This is a genomic window from Lactobacillus sp. M0393 (genome assembly GCF_016102025.1).
In the GTDB taxonomy this organism is placed as follows: domain Bacteria; phylum Bacillota; class Bacilli; order Lactobacillales; family Lactobacillaceae; genus Lactobacillus; species Lactobacillus melliventris.
Genome location: NZ_JACFPK010000003.1, coordinates 164,923 through 191,218, shown reverse-complemented (window position 1 = coordinate 191,218; position 26,296 = coordinate 164,923). Strand labels below are relative to the sequence as shown.

Here is a 26,296-nt window from a genome sequence, read left to right as displayed (position 1 = left end):
ATTAAAAAACGCATAAGCTAGACTTTAGCTTGTGCGTTTTTGGTTTGAATAGTTTTCATATAACTAGTTTAGACATATGATTAATAAAAGAGATTTGGTTTATGGGGTTAATTAGTTTTAAAAACTATAGAGCCACAAAATCTACCAACTTTTCATTAATTAAAATTTGATAAGCATAATATTCAGGCCCAATGTGTTGTACAATGGAGTCACTCACTTCAAGCTTATCGATATATTTATTCATAATTCGCTGGGCTTGGTCTTCACTTATGCCTTTACTCACAGCAAATGCGATCATTTGCTTAAGAAAAATATTTCTATCCATTATACTTACACCTCACTATCTTAATTCGATCAACTGCTATCTGTTTGACTAGACTTTTACTACTTGGTCATGATTTCTTCATATCACTTATTATAAACGCTTTTTGCTTAAAATAAAGCCGCCCCGACTCTAACAAGTCGTGGACGGTTATTTATATTATTCAGTTTCTTTTTTCTTTAAGTTGGAATAGTCACGTGGTGCAACCCGCTTAATGTGCAAGTTGTGTCTTGGCTTGCCTAAAATCAAAGGCACTTGCTCGACCACCGTATCGGTGTATTCCAGGCCAAACCAGGAAGCAGGGTTGGAAGATAGGTTTTGCAACCATACCCGCGCTTTTAACATTACTTTTTCAAAGCCCTTTAGTCTGGTTAAAGGACTGACAACCTCATTAACGATTACAAATGAGAAGTCGCCGACTTTACGACCTGGGGTAGTAGTGTATTCTTGCGGTTGAGCCTCAATGGTGCCGTCTTTAATCAAGTCGTGAACAATTTGGCGCAGATAAACGTTGACACTGGTCTGTTTCTTGAAACCGAGATACAGCTGCACGTTAATGACATTTTTAGTGCCAAAAGTATTAACGGCGTATCTGGCTGTAAACGGTTCGTTGGTAATGTTAACAGTGACAAACCAGTAGGCTTGAGCGCGTTTAGGCCGTTTATCCAAGATGGAGTACATGATTTCCCGTTTAATAAACTTATTGTATTTAACTTTTGCCATGTAGACCAGATTAGTCGCATAAGTAGGATAATCATCATCATGACTTAGGTCCGTTAACATATCAGTGTATTCATCCAAACGTACATAGGAATGAGCACCTTCGTGCTTGTCGCGGACTTTATTGCCGAAGTACCAAATGAACATGATAACGCCAATGAAACCGGCAATTAAGACGGTAACATAACCGCCATGCATGAATTTGGTTAGACTGGAAATTAAGAACATGCCTTCGATAAAGCCAAAAGCAAGTAAGAAGCACAGACGTAATATTAGCGGATGGTGTTTTGAACCCAAGTACTCAAAAAGAAGCAGAGTAGTCATTAACATTGTGACCGTGATTGACAGACCGTAGGCTGCTTCCATGTGTTCTGAAGTCCGGAAGAAAATGACGATTGCAATAGTAGCAACGCAAATCATTTTGTTAACGGAAGGAATATAAATTTGACCATGCTTGGTAGTAGGGTAATTAATATTCATCCGTGGTAAAAACTTCAGACCACTTGCTTCGGATACCAGTGTAAATGAGCCGGTGATTAAAGCCTGGGAGGCGATAATGGCGGCAACTGTGGCTAAGATGATGGCGAACAAGCGCAAATTAGTTGGCACGGCCTCAAAGAAAGGATTGAGTTCACCGCCATTAGTTTGGTAGTGCGGGTTTTGCAGTATCCATACTCCTTGTCCCAAATAATTAAGTGACAAACATAAAAAGACGTAAGGCCATGATCCGCGAATGTTACCTTTACCAACGTGACCAACATCAGAATACAGCGCCTCGGCACCAGTCGTAGCTAGGAAGATTGAGCCCAAAATGAAAATACCGGCTTTATTAGAGGGGCTGAAGAGAACTTTAACAGCCCAAACCGGATTCAATGCCTCCAGAATTGACCAGTCGTTAGCCATATTATAGATACCGATCAAACCTAAAAAGGTAAACCAGACAAACATAATCGGACCAAAGGCCTTGCCAATACTGCTGGTGCCCAGCATTTGAATTGAAAACAGTACCAGCAGGATGACAATCGTAATAATGATGACGGCATTCTGATTAGGAACGGGAACGTGGGAACCAAAGTGCATGTTCTTTAGTCCCTCGATTGAGGTTGTAACGGTCACGGCCGGCGTCAATGTTCCGTCGGCTAATAACGCTGCCCCGCCAATCAATGCTGGCATCACCAGCCACTTGGCTCTTTTGCGTACTAAAGCGTATAAAGCGAAAATACCACCTTCACCACGGTTAGTGGCCTTAAGCGCAATCATAACGTACTTAACGGTAGTTAGCAGCGTGACTGTCCAGAAAATCAGCGAGATTGAACCTAAGATCAGTTCCCGATCAACGTTGGCAATACCACCATTACCCGTAACGATTGACTTCATTACATAGAGCGGACTAGTACCGATATCACCGTAAACGATACCGATGGTAATTAACAAACCGGCAGCTGAGATCCGCTTCTTCTTTTTATCCATAGTAAATATGTACTCCCATAGACAAGATTGAACTATTCATTTTTAAGTAAAAAAGAATGTCAATGTGGCATTCTCATTCAAGTATCTATTTTGTTCTTTTTTTTGCTTTAGTACAAGTAAATTATGATAAAGAAGCTGAAATTTTATTGCGGCGGTCTTCGTACCAGTTATCCCAATCCTTGTATGATGTCATTTTTTCTGCTTCAACACCATCTTTAGCCGCAATTTCATCAATTATATTTTGGAAATTTTGCGCATGATATTGTAATACATGTTTAACTAATTCTTTGCGGGTAAAGTGAATGTTGTTAAGAAGATAATGATTAATATCCACCATGTTGGAATTAGTATCGTATAAGTTCATGATTTCTAAGTCGCGCTGATTAAATTGTGCGATGTAGAAGTCAGCGAATACTATAAGGTAATCCGGCTGCTGCGCGAATTCTTTCTGCGGCATGGTAGACCACTCAGCCTCAGGCATAACAACCTTAAGTTCCTTTTCTTTTCTAGCTTTTTCTTTATCTTTATCTTGTTGTTTTTCGTTATCTTTCTCTTTGGTATTATTTTCTTTATCAGTCAAAGCAGACACTCCTTTAATAAAAATAGGAAACGTGAAAGTCAATAGTCATTTTACAGAGTTTAGACTATAAAAGCAACTATTGGAGCAATTTACCCTTTACATAATAGTAGTTTTTCTCAATTTTAATAAAATTATAGCATTTTTACCCACTCACAAAAAACTGCTGAATAGTTAAAACTTTGACAAGAAAAATCGTCTTAAATTGCAGTTTAGCAGTTCAAGGCGATTTTGCTTAATTCAGGGATCTAAAAATCGTGATTATGGTCTGAGATAATCTTGGATGTCTTTTCTGGTAATCTTGCTTGGTTTAGTTCTGCCGGATTTTCTGTAAAGATCGATTAAGTCTTGTGGACTCCAGGAAGTAGCGTCATAACCGAACTTAGCTACACGCTTACGCAATTGCGCAATCTGCTTCTTAGTAACGGTCTTGCCGTTTACCTTATGGTTGCCCATTGCTCCTTCACCGGTCTTACCAGCATTGCCCGTGTCTGGTCCTTTACCGGAAATAGCTTTGTAGCTTTGAGCTGCGTTACCGTTTGTGCCGTCTTTAGCAGCCTTTTGGTTATTCTTTAGTCCCTTTTCCGCTTCTTTCTTATATTGGCTGTAGTATTGTCCGTCGATATATGGCAAGTCTAGGACTTTCTGATACTCGTCAGCGGCTTTGAGGTATTGTTTATTCAGCTCGGCTTGGGATGCAGCAAGAAAGATAGGCCGAATTTCGTGCTCATAGTTGTCCTGCACATCTTTAATAGTAGCTTTGAGATTTTTACCTTGTTTTACTAAAACGGAGTAGCCGTTTTTTCTTTGAATTACGTCTGCAGTTTTGCTTAAGGCATCATCATATTTACCCTTTTTAGTAGCCTTAATTGCAGAAGTCATATTGTCCGATTGGTTTTTATAAGCTTTAGCCTGGTCAGTCTTCTTAATTCTGAAAGCTTTGGCAAATGCGGAGCTTGCTTCTGAGTAGTCTTTGTCAGCAACTGCATTTTTACCGGTAGTCATTGCACTGTTATAGGAAGCATTAACTTTATCACTGTTAGATTTTTGGGTGGCATAAAAGACGCCACCACCAATAGCGATAATTACTACTGCCACAATCGTACCAATTGTCGTTTTTTTCATAATAGGAACTTATCCTCCTTACTCATACTTAGTTTAATTATAGATGGTTTAAGCAGATTTGACTACTTAATGGTGTTTTTTCACTTGTTTTAGCTAAAAAATTACGACTAAAAAGTTACATTCTACGGTGCCAATTCGTTAGTAATAGTGTAAGACATCTGGCGCGCGGGTTGATTACAGCATTAAGATAAATTAAAAAAGGGAAGAAAGATACTATGAATTTTGCATTATTAGATCAAGCAGTCCAATACACATTTTTAAACTCCAAGTATGGCAAACAAGGCGCTAAAACACGCAATTTGAAGAATGTTAAACGGGGCGTTGCAGCAGACAGTTTAGCTAAAGTCGGAAACGCACTAGCTCACTTGCAAGGCGATGAACTGGGAGCGGCAACCTTAATTCAAAAGCAGGGCATTTCATTAGCAAGAGATTAAAACCAGTCAGTCAATAATTAAGTGGGATAGGAGTATATAATATGGAAACTAAAACCAAGACGTTACAATTAGTATTTTTAAATGGTGCGGGCAAAAAGGTTAATTTGTCCTTGGCTAACGCTGCGGCTAACCTAACCGGCGTGGAAGTTAAAAGGGCAATGACTACAATAGCAAATGCTGATGCATTTGAACAAGAAGGGGTGAGTCTATATCAAACTCCTCAATCTGCTGCATACGTTGAACGAACTGTTACTAGTTTGTTTGATAATACTGCGGATCAGTCTCTGTAATTTGCAGATACTGAAACTGATTAGCAAATTGATTGCTAAAGTCAGGCGGATTTTAAGACGAGAGTAAATATTAATAAAGGAAAGGGTTGCACTCAGATTGTTAAGTGCAGCCTTTTTTACTTTATAAAAAGTTTTTTTGTTATTATTTTGTAAAATTTACCGGCAAATAAAAAAGTCTTTTTGACTAAAATTGACCAGAAAACCCGCAAAGCATTGTTGCACAACGTTTTTATAAGAATAGGAACTTTACATATCTATTTTACAGCTGTAAGCGTTTGTTACAAAAGTGTGTAAAATAATTGGATGCCTTGCAATTTAAGCAAAAGGTTAGTACAATATGAAATGTGGTAAGTAATAACTATGCTTCAGGTTCGATAGCCTGTACGCATGCGCGTTCTTCAGCTTGAAGGCTACCTCATAAGAGTTATAAACTTATGATTTCAGCTCGAAGGGTGTTGTAACAATGTAGGCTCATAACGACTGAACCTATAGTCTATTACTATTTTGTATATACACAAGGAGGAAAGACCACATGAAGAAAAATTTAAGAATTGTTAGTGCTGCTGCTGCTTTGTTAGCTGTTGCACCAGTTGCTGCAGGTGCTGTTTCAACTGTTTCAGCTGATACTTCAACTACTACTACAGCAAATACTGGGGCTCTGACTGCTAAAATCAACAGCAACAACTTAACTACAAGTGACAATGATCACCTTAACTTAACTGTATCTGCTGATGTTGCTGCAAATGTAGTTGATGGTGATGCAGTTTCCAACAGCAATTTAAGTGTTGCTATTAATTTGAATCATATGCCTAACGGATTTGCATTAAGTCAAGTTAATAATGTATCTGATGTTAAAGTTTATGATGCTCAACAAGTATCTGTAGGGGCTGATGGTCAAGCTACTGTAAATAGTGGTGCACAACCTGTCACTAACTTCCATAAGGGTGGCATTTATGTTGCTGTACTTTCAATGGATATTAGTGGTTTAGCTGCTGATCACAATTATTTTGTGAACGATAGTACTACTGCAGTTAAATCTTCTCCAAGTAGAAGTGTTCATCTTGTATTAGGAAGTCAAGCATTCTCAATTAATGATGCTTCTAGACAAGGTTATCCATATGTAAAAACTAAGGATACACAAGATAAAAATGGTAATACCATTTACGGAACACGTGTTACCCAAGGTTCAGTAGTATTTGCTGATACAATTAGTGGTCTTATTAATAAAATCACTGATAAATATGTTCCTGCAACTACTCAAGTAGGTAATAATGCGGCTACAAGTTTCTGGACAAACATTGAGCAGGACGTAAGAGATGGTCTTAAGGCTGCCGGTATAACTGTTAGAGCTGATAATAGTTTTGCTAGACCAACTAGTCCATTTACTCTTACTTTACGAGTAAGTGCTACTAACCATAACACTGGAACATTTAGTGTAACTGTTCTTCCAGATCCATCATTTGGTGATGAAACATATCCACAAATTGATTATACTGAATATGCTGGAAGCAAGAACAATAAGACTGATATGGCAGGTACAGTAGAGATTTCTTCTATTGGCGATGCAGCATTCAATTATATTCCATTAAATGGTTATGTAGATGAAGGTGCTATTCGTGCAGCCTTCACAGCTAGAGTTAGTGCATCTGACAGAACTAATTTGCCAATTAGTATTGATTCAAGCAAGGTAAATACTAAAGTTCTTGGTAGATACCCAGTTGTAGTTAGTGCTACTAATGCAGCAGGTAGAACTACTAAGGTTACATTCTATGTGACTGTTGGTCAAAAGGGTGCTACTTATGTAACTGTTCAAGCTGATACTGATACAATTCCAGTATACAAGATTGAAGGTAACGTAGTAACTACTACTACCACAACTATTAAGAATGGTGACCAAATTGCTACATTTGGTGATCCAGTTAAAGTTGGTGACAAGACATACACTAGAATTAATGGTCTTGATTCCAACTTGTTCGTAGAAACTAAGTATGTTGACGGTACTGTTAAACCTGTTCCTGCAACACCTAAGACAGTTATGCACAACTCTTACATCTACGACAAGAACCACAAGCGTGTTGGTACTAACAAGCTTGCAGCTTACAGCACTGTAAATGTTTACGGTACTCCAACTAAGCTTGCAGATGGCAGCCTTGCTTACAAGATTGGTGACAACCAATACGTAATGGCTGACAACATTGATGGTACTGCTCGTGTATTGTCACACAACGCTTATGTTTACAAGACCTCTAAGAAGCGTGCTGACAGACGCGTATTGAAGAAGGGTGCAACTGTTGTTACTTATGGTTCACCTTACACATTCAAGAATGGTAAGGCTTACTACCGTATCGGCGGACCTAAGAAGCAATACGTTAAAGTTGCTAACTTTAAGTAATTAATTCTTAGTTAATTACACGAAAACGGAAATGTGTTACATTTCCGTTTTTTTGTTGCCTTTTTAAGCTATGCAAGCGATAACAATATTGGTATAATGGCTTTTATCAATTTTAAAATTAGGAGCAGTTTAAATGATAAAAGAAGATAATACCATTTGCAACTTACCCCCAAGTAAGGACTATCCCATCTGGTCAGAAAGGTTATTGCGCCAGCGCATAGCAGAAGATAAGAAGATTTTAGACTATCTGGTGTTTGATGAAGAATACTGTGTTAGTGCCAGCACCATTGCCTTGTATCAGTTTCAAAATCAGCCGCTGTGGGGCAAGTTCAAAAGCGCCATTTTTGACAGTAAGTGCGGCATAGTCTTAAGTGGTCGTAGTACCAAGTCTCACCTGACTTCATTTGCGCAAAAGTGCTTGTTTGCCGGCCTTGAGTTTCAGCGTGAATTTGCCCGTCAAATTGGTTTAGCAGGACACAACGTCATAGCTACTGGCAAACTGGCTTACTTTTCCACTCGCAGCTACAACACCAGTAATCTTGACTGGGTTGCGCTCCATCAAATGGCCGACTATCAACCCTTGCAGAACCACACGTTTGTCTTTGAAACTGTCAGTATTAGCGACAACAAATACCTTTTTGCTTACCGCAACTGCAGCCGGCATTTAACAGATAAGATATGTAACAGCTTATTCTTTAACCATGCCCTCTATGTGCTCAACAGCAATCATTTAGAGCAGAATTTAGGCTGGCGGGTTAGGAAATTTCATGGCAAATCTCTGATTGATCAACCGGCTAATTTTCATCCGCATCAATCTCTGGCCAATTTAAGTCTCAAAAGCATTATGACGGAAGTTCTGGATAAAAAGCATCTACGCTACGGTAACTGTTTAGCGGATTTTTATGAATTACCCCAAATGATCGAGGCACATAAGAAGGCCTACTATTCCAGCAAGAGACCCGACAGCTTATATTAGCTTGCTACACGAATCAATTGATTGATTCGTGTATTTTTTTAACTCTTTTTTCACCCAGAAATTGCGCGTTATTAGGCTATCTGCAACTAGGATTAGGGAAATTTTTACTTTTATTAAAAAAGTCAGTGATAGTATAATCAACGCCTCATTTTATGTTTTTGCTATTTTAATAAACCTTGTTAATCTATAGGGGCACAAGCGCTTGTGACAAAATCACATAAAGGAAACGTCACAAATGAAGATTAACCAGAAGGCATTTTTAACGGCATGGGACAACCAAAAATTAGTTAGAGGCGCTTTAAAAGCCGCCCACGTCAGAGTGGACTATACTAATTATGAAGACCTTTTTCAAGAAGGTATTTTAATATACGCGGAAATGTTAACCAAGTTAGCAGATAAGAAGCGTTCTGAAGTAGATCGGCTGAGTTTTCGCAAAATTATCTGGCACACTATTGATCTGTTGCGCAAAAGGCAGCGTCAATCTGAAGAAGAAATTGCCTTTGATTCGCTCACAGAAGCTACATTAATGACTAACTGGAATAATCAGCTGGTTCTTAAGGGTGAACTTGCTCATATGAACAAGATAGAGAAATTGCTATTTATTAATCACTTAATTGGTGGTCAAACTATCAGTGCCTTGGCTCAAGAAGCTCATGTGAGCCGGGTTCAGCTGCAAAGAAGCAAGCATAATTTGTTAATTCACCTACGTGAAATTTTAGAAAAATAATTACTATTTGTAATATAAAAACGATCTATATTACTTTTTGACTACAATTCAAGTGCAGCTATTGTTTATAGTCTAATTGCCCGATACAATAAAGGTGTCGGTTAAGGAGGAAACATTATTTATGAAGAAAAGACTAATCACTGGTTTTGCGACAGCTGTCCTCGCCTCAGCGGTGGTAATGCCGGTTACCAACAACTTAATTGCCAATTCTCCAGTACATGCTGAGAAAGTATCTGCGGCTACTGCGGATGAAACTGCGTTTTTAAATACTATGTCTAAACAGGCACAGAAGGTATCAAAGAAATACGGCTTATATCCTTCAGTGATGATTGCCCAGGCAATCGTAGAATCTAATTGGGGCAAGTCAGGCTTGGCAGTCAACGCCAATAACTTATTTGGCATGAAAGCCAATGACGACTGGCCCGGAGCAACATATTCGTCTAAGACTCGTGAAGAAGATAAGAACGGCAAGAGCTATTACGTAACCGCTAAGTTTAGAAAATATGACTCTTGTCAGGATTCTTTTGATGATAATGGTAAGAAGCTGCGCTTAGGTGTAACTTGGCAGCCTGATCGCTATCAAGGAGCCTGGTTGGAAAACGCTGCTTCTTATACAGATGCCACTCAGGCGCTAACTGGTACGTATGCGACTGACAGTAAGTACAATACGACCTTGAATGCCAGAATTACTAACTACAATTTGACGCAATATGACCCTACGGTTTCAAACACCAGCAAGTCTTATGTTGTCAAGAAAGCGGGCGCTACTTATGCGTGGCCTACTGACCATTCGGTTTCAGCTAAGACTAATTCCGTTGCTAAGGGCGATGCCGTTACCGTTACGAAGACCATTACCTATTATAATGGTAAAAAGCGCATGTATATCTCCGGCAAGGGCTGGGTTAATGATACGCTTTTAGACCTGGGCAGCGCACTTCCTCCTGCTTCGCAAGCGCCTAAGGGTGAAAAAAAGGTCAACAAGACTTTAATGCACAATTCTTATGTCTATAACTCTGAGGGTGAACGTGTTAAAAAGCTCAAGGCAATTAAGGTACCTAATACTGGTAAAGTAATTGCGACTTACGGTACTAAAACTATTAACGGTAAAAAGTATTACCGTATTGGCGAAAACCAGTATATTGCCAGCGGCAATATTGATGGCACAGTGAGACCTTTAAAAAAGAATGCTTATGTTTATAACGATTACGGCAACCGTGACAATCAGCTGGTGATGAAGAAGGGGCAGTCAGTCGCAACCTTTGGCAGTGCAATTAATATTTATGGTCATAAGTATTATAGAATTGGTATTCACCAGTATATTAAGAAAGGCAATTTCTAGATCAGGGTCAAACGATAAAAAGCAGAAATAAGGAATGAAAATTTAGATGAAGATAAAGAAACTAATAACTACTATTGCTATCGGAGTAGGTTTAGTTGCACCTATTTTTAATGTTAATCACGCACAGGTAGTTAAAGCTGCCTCAATTAATTCAATCGCAAAACAAAACAGCTATGTCGGCGAGACATTTTTGTATCAAATGTTGCAGACACAGAATATTAAGTATAACAAATTTTATGCTAAAGGCAATAAAATCAAGTATCGAAAAGGAACACCTGAGGGTATTGTCATCCATGAGACTGCTACCCCTGGAGCTTCCGCCTATAACGAAGCCATTTACTTCAACCGTGAATGGATGAATATGTATTCCTACGTTCACGCTTTTGTCGACAGTAAGCAAGTTATTCAAATGATGACGCCCAACTATGGCGTTTGGGGTGCGGGCGCAATTGCCAACAATCGCTTTATTCAAATTGAACTGTGTCGGGAAAACACGCGCAACAAATTTGCTAAAAGTGTTAATAATGATGCTATCTATGCCGCTAAGTTATTGCACCGCTATAACATTACGCCAGTAAATGCTTCAAATACGGGCACGGGAACTATTTGGTCGCACCACGCTGTATCGCGCTTTTTAGGGGGTACCAATCATACCGATCCGGATGGCTACTTCCAAAAATGGGGCTATTCGATGAATGACTTTTTCTCCTTGCTCAAATATTATTATGACTTGCAGGCGGCTGAAACTTCTAATACCACAGTGCCAGATAATAACGTTGGCACAAATGATCCGGTGGTTTCTGATTCTAACACTGATTCTGACCCCGTCTCTCAGGCACCAACTGGCAACAAGACTTTAATGCACGATGCCTATACTTATGATGCCCAGGGCAATCGTACTACTGCTGCATTGAAAACTGCAGGTACAGTGGTGACGGTGGCACAAGAGCAAGCCATCAATGGTAAAAAGTACTTACAAATTGGTGAAAATGAATACGTTGTTGCCAGCAACATTGTTGGTACTAAGCGAATTTTAACTCATAATGCTTATGTTTATGATACTACCGGAATTCGCAGTGATAATTCAAAACTTTTACGTGGTACTTCTATTCGTACTTACGGTGGTCGCATCAATATTGGTGGCAAAATGTATTACCCAATTGATACCAACCGCTTTGTCAAAGCAGTCAATTTTAAGTAACAAATAAAGAAACAGGTTATGATATGGCCCCAAATTTGGGGGTCATTTTGTTATTTCTCACCCGTATTATTTTCTTCATTTGGCAATTTCTTGTATAATCGACTAAGAATAAATGAGGGGGCATTCCTTGTGGCACAGTTGTCTTTATTCTTAGTTGTTTTGTTTGCGCTGGTAGTACCTATATTAATGGCGCGTTTAAGGGTTAATGCGGTTCCGACTGCAGTTGCAGAAATTATTATTGGTATTGTATTAGGTGCAAGTGGCTTCAATCTCGTCCGACCGACTCATGACCTGTCTTTTCTGTCAAATTTAGGCGTAATCTTGTTGTTGTTTTTGTCAGGGATGGAAATTAACTTTGACTTGTTAAAGCCGGGGCAAAAGTCCAAAAGGAAAAAGGGTCAGATCGCTCCCTTGAAAGTGGCACTCAACGCCTTTTTAGGTGTGACAATTTTGTCTATCTGTTTAGCATTATTGTTAAAGATGTTAGGTTTATTTGGTGACGTCATGCTGGCAACCATCATTTTTATGACTGTTGCTTTAGGCGTGGTGATTGCTACCTTAAAGGAAAAAGATATTTTAAACAGGCCCATCGGTCAGACAATTTTACTAACTGCAGTTTTAGGGGAAGTAATTCCCTTAATGCTCTTAACGGTTTATGCAGCCATTAATGGCGGTAACACTAAGCAGTTGTGGCTGATTATTCTGCTCTTTGGCGTTGCTATCCTATTATTGTGGCGCTTTAAGCAGCCGTACTTATGGTTTGTAAAGGTGACCAAATCAACCACTCAGTTGGATGTCCGTTTAGCCTTCTTTCTAATATTTGCTTTGGTTACGGTAGCAGAGAGAGTAGGAGTAGAAAACATCCTGGGGGCATTTTTAGCCGGCATTGTCATGAAGTTGCTGGAACCCAGCCAGGAAACAGCAGATAAGTTGACCTCAATTGGCTATGGCTTTTTCATTCCTATTTTCTTTATCATGACGGGAGCAAAGCTTAATTTAAGGTCACTGTTGGCCCACCCAAAATCACTGATTTTATTACCAATATTAGTTTTGTTTCTGTTCTTGGCTAAAGTACCCGTTGCTTTGGTTTACGCGCAAAAATTCGGCAGCAGAAATGGTATTGCCGGTGGCTTTTTAACCGCAACTACCATTACTATAGTGCTTCCGACTTTAGCAGTAGCACGTAAATTAAACGTCATCACAAGGTTGCAATCAGATGTTTTTATCTTGGCTGCTGTGATCGTCTGCATTCTGTGTCCGATTTTATTTAATGCCATTTTTAAATTAAAAGCAGAAGATCGCATTAAAGAAAAAGTCGTGATTTTGGGTACGAATGCCTTGACTGTTCCTGTAATGCTTGACCTGCATGATAACTGGTATTCGGTTAAGATGTTTACTACCAGTAACGAACACTATCATATTTATCAAAGTCGCGTGCCTCAGCTAAAATTATTATTCCCATTGGATAGTGAGAGCTTGGCACAATCCGGTGCCTTTACTGGTGATATTTTCGTTGCGGCCATGAGGTCTGACGATACTAATTTGCGCCTAGGCCAGCTGGCACAAGAGCAGGGTGACTTTAAGCGCATTATTATTTGTCAAAAGCGTGCTGATATTGCCAGGGTCAAGGAATTGCGCAAGAGCGGTATGGAAGTCTTTGACTTAAGTAATATTACTTCCGCACTCTTACGAGCACTAATTGAATCACCCGCTCTCTATAGTGTCTTGAGTGATACAAAAAACGCGGTTTACTCTGTTGTCGTCCGCAATACGCAGTATTCTGGTCGGCAACTGATGGACTGGGACGTGGCTCATGACATCACTGTCAGCCGTATTCGCCGGGGGCAAGAGTGGCTGGTGCCGCATGGTCACACTGTCATTGAATTAGGTGATGAACTGATTTTCACCGCAAAATATCAGGCAGCTGATCGTATGCGCAAGGTTATCGGCAAAAAATAATTGCTAATTATATTGACTAACAAAGGACTGATTTTGACTATCAGTCTTTTTTAATTGCAAATTTTTCTGGGTTAGAAAATGATACAAAAATTAAGAAGTGGCTGACTGTATTTTTTAGTTCTCAGTTAAAATTTACTCTTGTATAGTTATAATAATTTTCATTTTTAATTATCGAAAGGTTTAGATATGAGTAAAAATAATCTTTGCAAGAAAGTGATCGTTTCTTTGACCACCGTAACTTTGCTAACAGGGTTTTTAGAGCAAGCGCCGCCGAGTGTCTTAAATGCCATGCCGGAAAAAGTAAATGTGGCTAAGAAAAGTAGTCGAACTAGAAGAATAAAAAGGGTGGGAACCAATTCCGCTGTCTATGTCCGCAAGGGCCAAAAGCTGGTTAAATCCAAGAAAATCATCAAGGCGGGTCAAAAAGTACGTATTTATGGCCAAAAAACTGTTAAGGGTAAACTGTTTTATCGCATTGGTAAAAATAAATTTGTTAAAGCCGTTAACATTCAAGGCAAAATTTATCAAGTAACCAAAGATACGGTACTTTATACTCGAAATGGCAAAAAAGTAAAAGCAGTTCACAAAGGACAAAAAATCAGGATTTTTGGTGCGCCAAAGGTAATTAAGGGCAAGAAATGCTACGCCACTAGACACGGTTACATCAGGAAGGGTGTGTTAGCCCAGATAAATTTAGCGGTGAAATCAACTGAGCAGGTGATTAAAACTCTGTCGCCTGCAGTAAATATTACTAACGAATTGGCAAAAAGTATTGATTATAATGAGACGCAAACTGCCACCACGTTGGCATTTAATGGCTCTAGCATGAATAATACGCCAAGCAATAGTTTTACTCCTAATGTAAATAAGACTATTCAGGGTGAAACTAATAATAACCATATTAATAGTGCATCAAATGCAAATGGGGCAGAGAACTCTGATAAGTCTGAAGGTACTAATGATAGCAATACTGCACAAAATCCACATAATGCGGATGCTCTTGCAGATGCATCTGGTGCTAATGTGGTTCAGGAAGACTCTGAAGCTAATGGTAAAAATGCTTCTGCACCAAAAATACCCGAAGACAAGACAAATCTTAATCAGGAGGATATCTCTGATGATGCGGCACAGGATACAGCCTCCGCTAATTTACCAGATCCTAGTGCTGCTAGTGAGAATGTTTCAGACTCTCATACAAATGAATTTTCACCTAGTAAATTTAGACAAGTCTTTTTAAGGGAACTTAATCAGGAGCGGGTTAGTCGGGGCTTAACCAAATTAACAGCAGACCCTACTTATGACAAGATTGTTCAAGAACGTGCCCAGGATTTAATCAAGAATTTTGGACTTTATGATAAATCTGGAAGGTCTATTTTACAAAAGGCTTTTCAAGAAAGGGGCATTGATTATCCCATATTGGGAGAATGTATTGCCAGTTTTTCGTGGGAGTGGACTATTAATCGCACTACAAACATGCTAGAACTTGCACTTGATGGTGGATCAACTGAAGAGGTTGCCAGCAGCATTCTTTACGAATATCTTAACAATAATATAACTAGAGATGGGAAATATCGGGACGTATTGCTTAATCCTGCTGCCAGAACAATTGGTCTAGGAGCAGCCTTTGAGAAAACTACTGTTTATTCGGCTGTGGTTGTGATGCCATAACAATATAACAGTAATATTTCAGTTACTAAAAAAAGCAAATTATTTATAGAAACAGTATTATCATTTTTAGTCAGACTTATAAATAAAGTTAAAGAATTAACTTATTAATATTTATATTCTTTTTTCATAGTGCTAGAATATAAGCCATGTAACTCAATAAGAGTTATAGCGTTCTTAATTTTTAACTAAGTACGTCAAAATGTTGTCAATGGAAAAAGGAAGGCTCAATATGAGTAAAAATAGTTTTTATAGAAAAATGATAGTTTCTGTAGCTGGTGCAACATTGTTAGCAGTTGGCGTAAATCAATTGCCTGTCAATGCTTTAGGTAGTACTCCAACTGAAGTTAGTGCTGCTAAAAAAGCTAATAAAACTAAAAAAGTTGGTGCAAATTCTGCTGTTTACAAGAAAAAAGGCAAGAAGTTAGTTAAGACTAAGGTAACAGTTAAGGTTGGCCAAAAAGTTAGTGTTCTTGGCAAAAAGACTGTTAAAGGCAAGGTTTACTATAAGATTGGCAAAAACCAATATATTAAAGCCGTTAATGTTGATGGTAAAACTGTTCAAGTAGTTAAAAACACAGTTTTGGTAACCAGAAGTGGTAAAGCTTTAAAGAAGAGTAAAGTTCGTAAAGGCCAAAAAGTTACCGTTTATGGTGGTACTGTTAAAATTAAGGGTAAGAAATATTACTCAACTTCAGCTGGATACATTAAAGTAAGTGCTTTAGCTAAAGACGAGACAAACGTTACGCCAATTAGCTCAACTGGTTCAACCGGTTCAACCGGCTCGACTGGTTCTAACGGTTCAACCGGCTCGACTAGTTCCAACGGTTCAACTGGCTCCACCAGTTCTAATGGTTCAACTGGCTCCACCAGTTCTAATGGTTCAACTGGCTCGACTAGTTCCAACGGTTCAACTGGTTCAACTAGTTCTAACGGCTCCACTGGCTCGACTAGTTCTAACGGTTCAACTGGCTCGACTGGTTCAACCGGCTCTAACAGTTCATCCGCTAATACTACTCCTTCAAAGTAAATAATATTTAATATTACTAGCAAAAGAGACCTAAATGGTATCCCTGATAAATACTAAAATGTATTACCGGACTTTTAGGCCTCTTTTTATATTCAAAAACGCAGTTCCTCTAAAAATTAGAGGTAACTGCGCTTTTAATTTTATTTATTTGATCGACTCTTTTGCTTGAGCTAGAACAGCCATTACAGCTACGCTATGATCATACAATTTGTCAGCTGCAGCAGTATCGTGATTGTCAATAATTTCAACAAAGTCTGTAAATTCACTCGCCATCCGATGATCAAATTGGTTAAAGTTGAATTCACTGTTTTCACCATTTCTTCGTTCAATGGTAAAGTTTTTGATTACACCCGTTGAACCATCAAAATAGATAGTGCCTTTTTCACCCTCAATAAAGGATCTTGGCGTAGTATAGCTGTCCTTTGAAGCAATCAAAACAGCTTGCTTATCTGGGTAAACTAAGTTAAGTATACCGGAAGTATCAATATGCTGTTGGATCACTGGGTAATATTGCACCTTTTCCGGTTTGCCAAAAAGACCAACGGCTAAATGAATATTGTAAATATTTAAATCCATTAAGGTGCCACCGTCTTTTGCCGGATCAAAAACGGGAGCAATCTTACCACGCAAGAAATCATCATAGCGGCTGGAGTATTGCGTATAGTTCAAAGAGATGATATGAATAGGCGCTATTTTGGTTAATTTTCGTTTGATTTCCTTATAATTTGGCAAATGAATATTGGTGATAGCCTCGACAATAATTACGTTATGATCATCAGCTATTTTTTTAAGTTCTTGAGCTTGAGCAACGGTTTCAACATAGGGCTTTTCACAAATAACATTTTTGCCAGCCAAAACGGCTTTTTTAACAACGTCATAATGCAAAAAGTTAGGTACGGCGACGTAAACGGTGTCTACGTTGTCGTCATTGCACAACTGATTGTTATCCGCAAAGACTTCTTTAATACCGTACTGCTTAGCTAAATCTTCAGCGATATGGCGACTGCGCTTAGTCGTAGAGATTGCTGCTAGTTCCAAATTTTTAATTTTAGCTGCAGTAGTTAAGAAGTCATGGACAATTTTACCACTGCCAATAATACCTAATTTCATTTTGGACCTCCATTTTACTGATGAAAATATTTAAAAGAGTTAACACCCTTATTTTATCTCATCGAATAGATCTGGAGAACCCTATCATTTTAGATTATTTAGTTGTAGCTGGGGTCTGGGGTCGCATTTTTAACTTCGTCAGGTAGGCTTAAAGAGTCAGAGCCACCAAAGCCAAACATTTTAAGTTTGAAAGATGCGGGTGTCTTTTTATCATAATTCATCTTAAAGGAAACAGCGTAGTCTGTTACTTCTTCGTCTTTCAGAGTGAAAGTAACGTAGCATTTGCTGAGTTTAACGTGTTTTTTGAAAGACTTGGTGTCCACCTTATAATCTTTAAAAATCTGGTTTAAAAGTTTGGCTGCTTTGGTCATATTGACGCTACTTTTGAGAGTATAAACGCCTTTTTTATGACCAAGTCGGGCATTCTTGTTGAAATCATGTTTAACACTCTTGGTAAATTTCTTAATTGTACTTTCATATTTTTGCATGTCCGGCTGTGCAGTTTCACTGTCTTCAAGAGGTATATATTGCCATTTACCATCTACTTTGGTGTAAAGGCGGTTAGAAGTCAGATCAACCCATTGTTCTACTTTACCTTTGTTTTTACCAGCTCTGACAATAGTAATAGATTGCACTAGTTGAGGTTTGGTAACGAAGGTGCCATGGGCATCAAAACCCAGTTTTTGCTTACCACTTTTAATCTTAGTGGTGAAAACGTATTGACCACTGGTTGGTTCCGCCTTTTTATTGTTAACAATCGCAACAGCCTGCTTTTTATTTAACGCTGCGTCAACTGTTTTGGCGTGAGTCAAACCACCACCAACAAGGGCGGCAGATAATAATACAGTAGAAATTAGTTTTTTAAATTTCATGATTAAATACCTCTTAATTATTAAAAACACTTTATATTATTTTAACGGGTTAGCCGGTGCGTTTTTAACCTCATCGGGTAATTGTAAGTCGTTAAAGTCACCAAAATTACTCTTACTTTGCTTTACTCGAACATGTATAGTTTTGGCGAAACTTGCTTTAAGGCTAACATAGGTACTTACAACTTTTTGATCCTTAATGGTGTAAACAAACTTGCAATTGCTAAATTTAAAACTCTTTAGTAAGGATTTTGTATTTGCTTGACCTAGCATCCCTAGAGTACTTCGTAATAATTTCTTACCGCTAACTTTACCTTTAACCGTGTAAGTTTCATTATTATTGGTGATTTTGGCATTCTTGCCCATTTCCTGATAAATACCCTTATTATATTTCTTAAGCGCTTTACTATTTTTTAGTTTATTTAGTTCTGTAATCAAAAAGTCTGGTAAGGTATCGTACTGCCATTGGCCTTTTTGCTTAGAATAAAGGCGCTTGCTGTCTAAATCTACCCATTGCTCAGTAGTCTCAGTTTTCTTTCCGGTTTTTGTTGTGCTGATGATGTGAAATAACCCCTTTTGACTATTAAAAACGGATTGTTCTGTGGTAGTTGTAGTCTTTTTCCTATATTTGGTCGTTGTTGTTTGTTCCATTTGCAAACTAGTGGGATTTTGTTCATCCTTTGCAATAACTGCAATTGCCTGCTTTTTGCTTAAGGCTGCTTCTACTGACTGGGCATGAAATAGCCCACCACCAACTAAGGCGACGGATAACAGCAAAGCCGAAATGATTTTCTTAAATTTCATTGGTAACATCTCCTTTTTTAAGATAACTATATTTTATAGCTAAAAAAACTTTTGTATACCTTTTTTAGTTAAATTTTTATTAAAAATTATATATTAGTCTGCCCAACAGGTCTTGACCAAATAAAAGTCTGAATAATCCTGTTGCCATTGGTGGTAGAGCTTGATTTGTAGATAATCCGGTCATAAAAATAGTCCCGCAAGTTGCTTAATTTGCAGGACTCATTTCATTATTCGGCGTTTTTTCTAAATTAAAAGGACTAGCTTCTGCTTAGTAGGAAAGTAAGTCCTTAACTAGAACCCCATAAACTTTGCTGGTTTTAGGGTTCACATTAATAATAGTTATTTCTTCTTTTTACTTGTTTCAGGTAATGGCTTGGCGTTAAGTGCATTATTAGGAATCTTTAAAAAGTCTCTGCTGCCTATGTTGCCATAACTTTGACCAGCACTGAAGCGCATTAATTTGTTTACTTTAATTTTAACTAAGTATTGAAACGTATAAAGCTTCTTATTTTTAACCACTAGCTTTGCGGTCATACCTTGAATCTTACCTATTTTGGCTATTTTACGGTAAATCGTTTGTTGCTTTGAGCTTTGATTATTAGTGATAAAAATGGGATCAAGCGCCTTCTTTATGGTCTTTTGGTCTTTAACTGTTGCGTCTAGCGTATATGTTTGCCCCTTACGTGTCATTTTATAAGCTTTTGTAAGAGCCGCTGGCGGATCCATTAACATGGGGTTGTTGACTATGGAGTCTAATAAATCAACGTATGAATGGCCAGTTAATTTGTTAAAGTCGCTCTTGTACCAATTGCTTTCACCATTAATATAGATATGATTGGAATTATCAACCCACTCTTGTGCAGACTGGGTTTTGCCTTTAGCCTGTGTTTGGGAATTAAGTTGAAAAACGGTGGGATTGCCTCCAAAGAGGGCAGTAGTGGCCACAACTTGGTTCGAAGTATCAGTACCCAAAGTGATAACCTGCTTTGCCTGCCCACTCTTAAAAGATTTCTGTGAACATTTGATTACTTGGCTTTTAGTTAAAATTGGTTCGCTTTGCTTTTTTGGCTTCGAGCAACCACCAGCAATTAAAGCTGCCATTAAGCTTAGGCCCAGCATTAATTTTTTAATTTTCATAACTAGTTAGATGATCTCTTTTCTTATAATCATTATTATTTCTATTGTATCTTAAAACTTGAATTTAAAAAACGATTTTTAACCCTAAAACCTATGAAAACAAAATGTAAATGTGTAAAATAGTAAGTGAAACATTTAATTTGCAAAGGAGATATTTCATGTCAAAATTAGTTTTGATTCGTCACGGACAAAGTGAATGGAACCTTGAAAATAAATTTACTGGTTGGATTGATGTAGATTTATCAGAAAAAGGCGTTGAAGAAGCCAAGAATGCAGGTAAGTTAATTAAGGAGCACGGCTTGAAGTTTGATCAAGCTTATACTTCAGTTTTAACTCGTGCCATTAAGACTTTGCACTATGCCTTGGAAGAAAGCGACCAACTTTGGGTTCCCGAAACTAAGACCTGGAGATTAAACGAGCGTCACTACGGTGGCTTGCAAGGCTTAAACAAGAAGGCTACTGCTGACAAGTACGGTGATGAACAAGTCCACATTTGGCGTCGTTCATACGATGTTTTACCACCAAAGATTGAGGATGACTCTAAATACAGTCAAGTTCACGATCGTCGTTACGCTGATCTTGATCCCCACATTATTCCTCGGACTGAGAACTTAAAGGTTTGCTTAAAGAGAGTTATGCCATTCTGGGAAGATCACATTGCGCCAGACCTATTGGCTGGTAAGAATGTCATTATTGCCGCTCACGGTAATTCACTTCGTGCTTTGACTAAATACATCGAAAACATTTCTGATGCTGATATTATGAACTTGGAAATGAAGACCGGTGAACCTGTAGTTTACACCTTTGATGACAAGTTGAATGTCACTAACAAAGAGAAGTTAGACGACTAATTATAAGTTAAAAAATAAAATTCCTAGCCTTCGTGGTTAGGAATTTTTTTGTAGTTGCAGTTTATTTGTCAATTTTGACAGAAGCGTCAAGTTGCCGACCAGATTGTTCAGCATATTCTTTTAGTTTTGGTTTGATTTTTTTCAATAAAGTCTACTCTCCTTTTTATCACTTATACTCCGCAACATATTGTACTTTAATATATTCAAAACGCTATTGCTTTTAGGCTTTAGCATGATTATCAATCCGGTTCCTTTTTCCAGCACAAAAAAGCAAAAAAATAGATCAAGTCTTTTCCAAAAGAAATACTTGATTTATCTTTTTGTCTAAAAATTAATTTTTACATTTTCTACTATAGAAATACCGTGCAAAGTATAGTTTTTTTCAGGAATTGATTCCTTATAAGAAATTGTATTAAACGACATTTCAATGCTTAAGGCTACTAATATAGCTTTTAAAATGAAAAAAGTAAAACATTAGTACAAACAAGATTATTAATGAAATAAAAGAACTAAGTAAAAAACATGGCTACCCGCCATATGCTGATCAATGTATTATCAGAGTGACCTTGCCATAAAGATATTAAAAACCGATCTGTCCAATTACTAGGCAGATCGGTTTTGTTCTTTAGTTTTTGCCTTTTCTTTTGGATTTCAAAGCAATAGCAAAATCAGCAATTTCATTTTGATCTCGCTTACTTAAATGACCGATTCCCTTAAAGGTTAAACCTTTTTTGGGAAAGCGGTAAAGCTTACCAATATCGACCCATGAGGGTTTCATTAAACCGGCAGCTTGCCATTCTTTAATTGGATAATACTGTTGCCTGATATAAGCCGATTTATTTTTGTACTTACTGGTAATTTTATAAGCTTCAACTGTTTGCGCTGAAACCTTGCGAATTAATACTGGTCTACGCTTACCACCATTAGTTTCTACATAACTAACGTATAAGCTAATTAGGTCATTAGTCTTCATTTGGATCATTTAGCCAATTAGCAACTTCTTTAGCGTCTTTAAACTCCACTATTGGAGTATTTTCAGTGGCCTTTAAAAAACGTAACTCTGCTCGTTCTGTTTCACTTAAAGTTGGCTTAAAGGGTAAAGCACCATCTGCAACGATTTGCTTATAAAGCATGTTAATAGCCGTGGTGGGTGTTAGGCCCAACTCACTCAAAATTGCTTCGGTATTTTCAGCCAAGTTTTTATCAATTTGTACTTGAACTCTTTTTTTATCTTTAACTGCCATGACTGTCTCGCCTCTCTCAAATAGTACTCTAATTGTACTACTATTTGAGTACTACTTCAATTTCTATGCCTTTTTGAGCTTTTGCTTTAATTTTAACCGCTTCGCTACTGCTTATTTTTAATTTCTTCGTCTGACCAAATGTGGCTTTTCCCTTGATCTTGTATAATAGGTATTATAAAGAATTTTACTTAGGTAAGAATCTGTTCAGACAACTAAATATCAATATTTAACAGAAATTAGGTGCTCTTCAACTTAGCTACGTAATACTGGAATTAGTAAGACTAAAATAATATTGATATTGGGCTTGATACTCTTGAACATTTAAATCGTGAAGATGTAATGTTGTACATTGATTATCTTAAGAATGGCCAAAATAAACAGGGGGAGTATAACTTTCCCCCATTTAAAAATTAGAAAGCAACGTTATCATGCTCCAAAGAGAGACAAAGCCCTATTTTTAACTATATTTATCGTAGGCTGGTTAAGCATATAACTTCGAATGCAATTGAAAGCTTTGTATTAAAGTATTCTACCGCATTGGGTGAAACTTCTATTACGGCTTTATATAATACTCATATTGATCAAATTCATCAAAAAGATGCTTTGGACAAAATTAAACGAGCTTTTTATACTACAGATACATTGCTATTAATTTTCATTAAATCCTTGTTTTAATAAAACTGTTTGGAAGAAAGATAGTTAATCATTAATTTTTACAATGATTATTAGCAAAAATCAAAATTTTTGATAGCTAAAAGATTTATTTAATAAGATTTTTGATTATTTAACTTATCAAAAAAGAACTTATAAACTGGCTAGACTAACTTTTACCAGAAGCAAGAGGAAAATGACCTCATTTTTATGCAATAAAAAACCAATTAACAGTTAAGTCATCAACAGGATAAATTATAGAGTCTTAAATTTGATAATAACCAAAAGAACGAATAAAAGATGTATATCACTTTTATCCGTTCTTTTGCTTTACAATTGCGTTTCGAGTTCTGTGAAGATTAACACATTTTCACATTAATATATATTTTTAATGCGTAAGTCCTATTTTTCAATAATTTGCTTTTTTCGTTTTAACCTATATTCTTTTGGACTACAGCCATTTAATTCTCTAAACTTCTTATAAAAATAAGTCGAATTAGAAATGTTAACATTATCTAGTATTTCTTGAATAGGCAGAATAGAATTCACTAGCATGTAATTAATATATTTAAGCTTTTTTTCTAAGACTAATTGTTTGAAAGTTTTGCCAGTTTTCGTGTGAATTAAGTACGAAAAGTAGTTTGAACTAAAACCAAAGTGCTTTGCACATTTATCGAGAGTAATACTTCTAAAATTAACTGCTATATAGTCAATAATGTCAGTCATTTGCGAACTCTTTGAATTATAAATGTCATAAGTTTGACTGCGTAATAACCTTAAAAAGAATATTTTCATTAACATATCAAGAATTTCAACCTTATTAGAACTGTTTTCTTTTTGCTCGCGCATCATTTCTAAAACAATAGGTTTAATGTCTGGGCATTTTTCTATGACAAAGAAATCAGGTCGATCATTTTCAACTGATAAGCAATTTAAGAAGAATGCTGCTAAACGAGTTTGAGTAGGAAAGATGCTAATAATTTGGTCACTCAAGAACTCTTTTCTAATTAAAATATTAATTGCCAGATCTTGCTTTTCGGTTTTTCCAATTCTATGGATGGTATGAGTATTTAGGAAAGTAATTGAGCCCTCTTTTAGGTGAAAACTTTTTCCTTCGATAGTTTCACTAAAATTGCCATGCAAAACGTATGTTAATTCAATATAATCATGAACATGATAAGGAACATAAGAATACCTCACGTGTCTTTGCAGAATAATTGCTGGCTTCTCATTTAAGGAAGACAAATTGAAAATATTCGTATTCTTTTTGAGTAAATTTTCGTAAGCGAAAAGATAAACTTCCTTGCCTCGCACTCTTATTTTTCTGACATGTTCATAATAAGCTGTTGATTTATCATGTTGCTTTCTGTGCTTTTGTTCAGATTTGCTTAATTCAAATAGTTCATTTTCAATTTTCATTTCTAGCCTTAAGTTTTGTTGTAAAGAAACTTAATTTTTGATCTAGTTAATTATAGCGCTTACAAATATTATTATCAATGTAATGAATATGAATGAGGAGATGTAAGAAATGGACATAGAGCAATTAGCTGACAACATTATTAAAGATGTTGGTGGCACTCAAAATATTAACGGGTTGATTCACTGTGTAACGCGCTTAAGATTTTATCTAAAAGATGAAGCTCGTGCTAATACTAAAGCAATCGAAGCGCTAGACGGAGTTATTTCGGTGATAAGCAGTGGTGGCCAATACCAGGTTGTGATTGGTAACCAAGTGGAAAAAGTTTATGACGCTATTATGAACAAATATGATATTAGCGGTGAGCAGACTAAAAATGATGTGGAGACCAAGTCCAAAGCCAAGCAAAATTGGTTTAATCGTTTCATGGCCTTAATCGTGGCGATTGTCAGTCCTGCGATTTCAGCAATTGCAGTTGCTGGTATTTTAAAAGGGTTAATGGCACTTCTAACATCAACTAATGTCCTTAGTGAAAAGTCTCCAACATATTTAATTTTATATGCAATTGCAGATGCAATGTTTTATTTCTTACCAATCTTAGTGGGTATAAGCACTGCCAAGCACTTTCATTCAAATCAAATTATTGGTGCAGGAATTGGTGCAAGTTTAGTCTATCCTACCTTGGTTAATGCTTATAATGCTAAGACTGCGATGAATTTATTTGGGATACCAGTAATTTTAGCAAATTATACTTCATCGCTTTTTCCAGCAATCTTTGCAGTTTGGTTAGCTTCAGTTGCGGAACACTATTTTAAAAAACATATTACACCTGCAGCACAAATAATTTTAGTACCACTGTTTTCATATCTAGTTGGGACAATTCCTACCTTCTTAATAGCAGGGCCTGTCTTATCATACCTGTCAAAAATATTGTCAGTTGCCGTAATTGGAATTTATAATTTTGCCCCCGTTTTAGCAGGAATTATTTTAGGGGCATTTTGGCAAGTAATGGTTGTCTTTGGTCTTCATTATGCTTTTATCCCGATTTTAATGAATAATATTACTACGATGCATCAAGATCCAATTAATGCCATCTTAGGAGTAACTGTTTTTGCCCAGTTTGCGGTAGCATTAGCTATCTTTTTAAAGGCTAAAAATAAGAAAAATAAGGAAATCGCTGGTGCAGCTGCTGTAACGGCTATTCTTGGAGTAACTGAACCAGCAATTTATGGTTGTTCTCTGAAACATAAAAAAGCCTTTGTCATGTCATTTATTGGTGGTGGTGTTGGCGGAGCCATTATGGCGTTAATGAATGCCAAGAACTATGCTTTTGGATCAAATGGTATTTTCGCCGCACCACTTTACATTAATCCTAAGGGATTAGATGCCAGTTTTTGGGCTTATATCATAGCTAATGTAGCAACTGTTTTAGTTACTTTAATTTTGGTAATGATGTTTGGCTACACCAAGCAAGATGACATTGACGAAACTAAAGCAGCAGAGATAAAGCCAGCAGAGAAAATCAGCTTAAATGATTTTGGTATTATTTCACCGGTTCAAGGTAAGATTGAGGACTTGGCTCAAGTTAAAGACCCAGTATTTGCCAGTGGTTCTATGGGTGCCGGTTTTGCAGTCGTTCCTTCATCTGAAGAAGTGACAGCACCTATTGCTGGTACGATATCTACTGTATTTGAGACTAAGCATGCAATTGGACTAATTTCAAATGATGGTGTGGAATTGTTGATCCACATGGGTATTGATACAGTAAATTTAAAAGGGAAATATTTCAATATTCTGGTCAAAAAAGGTGATAAAGTCGAAAAGGGCCAATCTATTGCACAAGTTGAATGGGATAAGATACAAAAAGCTGGTTATGATACAACCACGATGGTAATAGTGACTAACTCAGACGAGTTCAAGCAAATTGATACTAACACTAACGAAATTAAACAAAAGAATTCACCGATAATAGTTATTAGATAGGAT

22 protein-coding genes and 2 pseudogenes are annotated in these 26,296 nt (G+C 37.2%); 12 read left to right on the top strand and 12 right to left on the bottom strand.

What is annotated here, in order from left to right; genetic code table 11:
* Nucleotides 1-124: 124 nt before the first annotated feature.
* The 4 genes from H3R29_RS03460 to H3R29_RS03445 all read right to left on the bottom strand — a co-directional run bounded on the left by H3R29_RS03460 (nt 125) and on the right by H3R29_RS03445 (nt 4,214).
* Complete coding sequence (locus H3R29_RS03460) at nt 125-325, bottom strand: hypothetical protein (protein ID WP_110446623.1); 201 nt, start codon at nt 323-325, stop codon at nt 125-127.
* Between the two features lie 156 nt (nt 326-481).
* A complete protein-coding gene (locus tag H3R29_RS03455) occupies nt 482-2,512 on the bottom strand; it encodes a KUP/HAK/KT family potassium transporter (protein ID WP_198202623.1) in 2,031 nt (676 codons plus the stop codon).
* Between the two features lie 121 nt (nt 2,513-2,633).
* Nucleotides 2,634-3,092 (bottom strand): hypothetical protein, encoded by a 459-nt coding sequence (locus tag H3R29_RS03450; RefSeq protein ID WP_198202622.1) that lies wholly within the window; start codon nt 3,090-3,092, stop codon nt 2,634-2,636.
* A 258-nt stretch (nt 3,093-3,350) separates the two neighbouring features.
* Entirely contained in the window at nt 3,351-4,214 is an 864-nt protein-coding gene (locus H3R29_RS03445; RefSeq protein WP_198202621.1) for a hypothetical protein, read from the bottom strand.
* 215 nt (nt 4,215-4,429) lie between these two features.
* On the opposite strand from H3R29_RS03445, the gene H3R29_RS03440 reads away from it, so the two are divergent.
* The 10 genes and pseudogenes from H3R29_RS03440 to H3R29_RS09225 all read left to right on the top strand — a co-directional run.
* The gene (locus H3R29_RS03440; protein WP_046325553.1) at nt 4,430-4,648 is read left to right on the top strand and encodes a hypothetical protein; all 219 of its coding nucleotides are present in this window, start codon (nt 4,430-4,432) and stop codon (nt 4,646-4,648) included.
* A 41-nt stretch (nt 4,649-4,689) separates the two neighbouring features.
* Nucleotides 4,690-4,938 (top strand): DUF2922 domain-containing protein, encoded by a 249-nt coding sequence (locus H3R29_RS03435; RefSeq protein ID WP_198202620.1) that lies wholly within the window; start codon nt 4,690-4,692, stop codon nt 4,936-4,938.
* 532 nt (nt 4,939-5,470) lie between these two features.
* Nucleotides 5,471-7,330, top strand: a complete 1,860-nt coding sequence (locus H3R29_RS03430; protein ID WP_198202619.1) for an SLAP domain-containing protein — start codon at nt 5,471-5,473, stop codon at nt 7,328-7,330.
* 205 nt (nt 7,331-7,535) lie between these two features.
* Nucleotides 7,536-8,306 carry a hypothetical protein gene (locus tag H3R29_RS03425; protein ID WP_198202618.1) on the top strand — a complete coding sequence of 257 codons (771 nt, stop codon included), beginning with the start codon at nt 7,536-7,538 and terminating at the stop codon, nt 8,304-8,306.
* 235 nt (nt 8,307-8,541) lie between these two features.
* Nucleotides 8,542-9,033, top strand: a complete 492-nt coding sequence (locus H3R29_RS03420) for a sigma-70 family RNA polymerase sigma factor (protein WP_198202617.1) — start codon at nt 8,542-8,544, stop codon at nt 9,031-9,033.
* A gap of 121 nt (nt 9,034-9,154) precedes the next feature.
* Entirely contained in the window at nt 9,155-10,372 is a 1,218-nt protein-coding gene (locus H3R29_RS03415) for a glucosaminidase domain-containing protein (protein ID WP_198202616.1), read from the top strand.
* A gap of 46 nt (nt 10,373-10,418) precedes the next feature.
* Entirely contained in the window at nt 10,419-11,573 is a 1,155-nt protein-coding gene (locus tag H3R29_RS03410) for an SLAP domain-containing protein (RefSeq protein WP_198202615.1), read from the top strand.
* A 129-nt stretch (nt 11,574-11,702) separates the two neighbouring features.
* Nucleotides 11,703-13,532, top strand: a complete 1,830-nt coding sequence (locus H3R29_RS03405) for a cation:proton antiporter family protein (protein ID WP_198202614.1) — start codon at nt 11,703-11,705, stop codon at nt 13,530-13,532.
* 186 nt (nt 13,533-13,718) lie between these two features.
* The gene (locus H3R29_RS03400) at nt 13,719-15,200 is read left to right on the top strand and encodes an SLAP domain-containing protein (RefSeq protein WP_198202613.1); all 1,482 of its coding nucleotides are present in this window, start codon (nt 13,719-13,721) and stop codon (nt 15,198-15,200) included.
* A 199-nt stretch (nt 15,201-15,399) separates the two neighbouring features.
* A pseudogene (locus H3R29_RS09225) lies at nt 15,400-15,903 on the top strand (SLAP domain-containing protein); the annotation flags it as partial.
* Here H3R29_RS09225 and H3R29_RS09220 read toward each other — a convergent pair.
* The 5 genes from H3R29_RS09220 to H3R29_RS03375 form a co-directional block, all read right to left on the bottom strand.
* On the bottom strand, nt 15,882-16,139 hold the full coding sequence (locus H3R29_RS09220) for a DUF4573 domain-containing protein (RefSeq protein WP_370567383.1): 258 nt from the start codon (nt 16,137-16,139) through the stop codon (nt 15,882-15,884). The pseudogene H3R29_RS09225 and the gene H3R29_RS09220 overlap by 22 nt on opposite strands.
* A gap of 232 nt (nt 16,140-16,371) precedes the next feature.
* A complete protein-coding gene (locus tag H3R29_RS03390; protein ID WP_198202611.1) occupies nt 16,372-17,337 on the bottom strand; it encodes a Gfo/Idh/MocA family protein in 966 nt (321 codons plus the stop codon).
* A gap of 98 nt (nt 17,338-17,435) precedes the next feature.
* Nucleotides 17,436-18,209: a hypothetical protein gene (locus tag H3R29_RS03385; RefSeq protein ID WP_198202610.1), complete on the bottom strand. Its 774-nt coding sequence runs from the start codon at nt 18,207-18,209 to the stop codon at nt 17,436-17,438.
* Nucleotides 18,210-18,245: 36 nt separating this feature from the next.
* Nucleotides 18,246-19,010: a hypothetical protein gene (locus H3R29_RS03380; RefSeq protein ID WP_198202609.1), complete on the bottom strand. Its 765-nt coding sequence runs from the start codon at nt 19,008-19,010 to the stop codon at nt 18,246-18,248.
* A gap of 339 nt (nt 19,011-19,349) precedes the next feature.
* Complete coding sequence (locus H3R29_RS03375; RefSeq protein ID WP_198202608.1) at nt 19,350-20,147, bottom strand: DUF6612 family protein; 798 nt, start codon at nt 20,145-20,147, stop codon at nt 19,350-19,352.
* Nucleotides 20,148-20,305: 158 nt separating this feature from the next.
* Here H3R29_RS03375 and H3R29_RS03370 point away from each other — a divergent pair, with 158 nt between their 5' ends.
* Nucleotides 20,306-20,998 (top strand): 2,3-diphosphoglycerate-dependent phosphoglycerate mutase, encoded by a 693-nt coding sequence (locus H3R29_RS03370; protein ID WP_110446606.1) that lies wholly within the window; start codon nt 20,306-20,308, stop codon nt 20,996-20,998.
* A 631-nt stretch (nt 20,999-21,629) separates the two neighbouring features.
* Here H3R29_RS03370 and H3R29_RS03365 read toward each other — a convergent pair.
* From H3R29_RS03365 to H3R29_RS03355, 3 genes and pseudogenes are all read right to left on the bottom strand, one after another.
* Nucleotides 21,630-21,971: pseudogene (locus tag H3R29_RS03365) on the bottom strand (hypothetical protein); the annotation flags it as partial.
* Entirely contained in the window at nt 21,961-22,242 is a 282-nt protein-coding gene (locus H3R29_RS03360; RefSeq protein ID WP_198202607.1) for a type II toxin-antitoxin system RelB/DinJ family antitoxin, read from the bottom strand. The gene H3R29_RS03360 and the pseudogene H3R29_RS03365, both read right to left, overlap by 11 nt.
* A 1,053-nt stretch (nt 22,243-23,295) precedes the next feature.
* The gene (locus H3R29_RS03355) at nt 23,296-24,312 is read right to left on the bottom strand and encodes an AraC family transcriptional regulator (RefSeq protein ID WP_198202606.1); all 1,017 of its coding nucleotides are present in this window, start codon (nt 24,310-24,312) and stop codon (nt 23,296-23,298) included.
* A gap of 109 nt (nt 24,313-24,421) precedes the next feature.
* Between H3R29_RS03355 and H3R29_RS03350 the strand changes: the two genes are divergently transcribed.
* Nucleotides 24,422-26,293 carry a beta-glucoside-specific PTS transporter subunit IIABC gene (locus H3R29_RS03350; protein WP_198202605.1) on the top strand — a complete coding sequence of 624 codons (1,872 nt, stop codon included), beginning with the start codon at nt 24,422-24,424 and terminating at the stop codon, nt 26,291-26,293.
* Nucleotides 26,294-26,296: the final 3 nt, after the last annotated feature.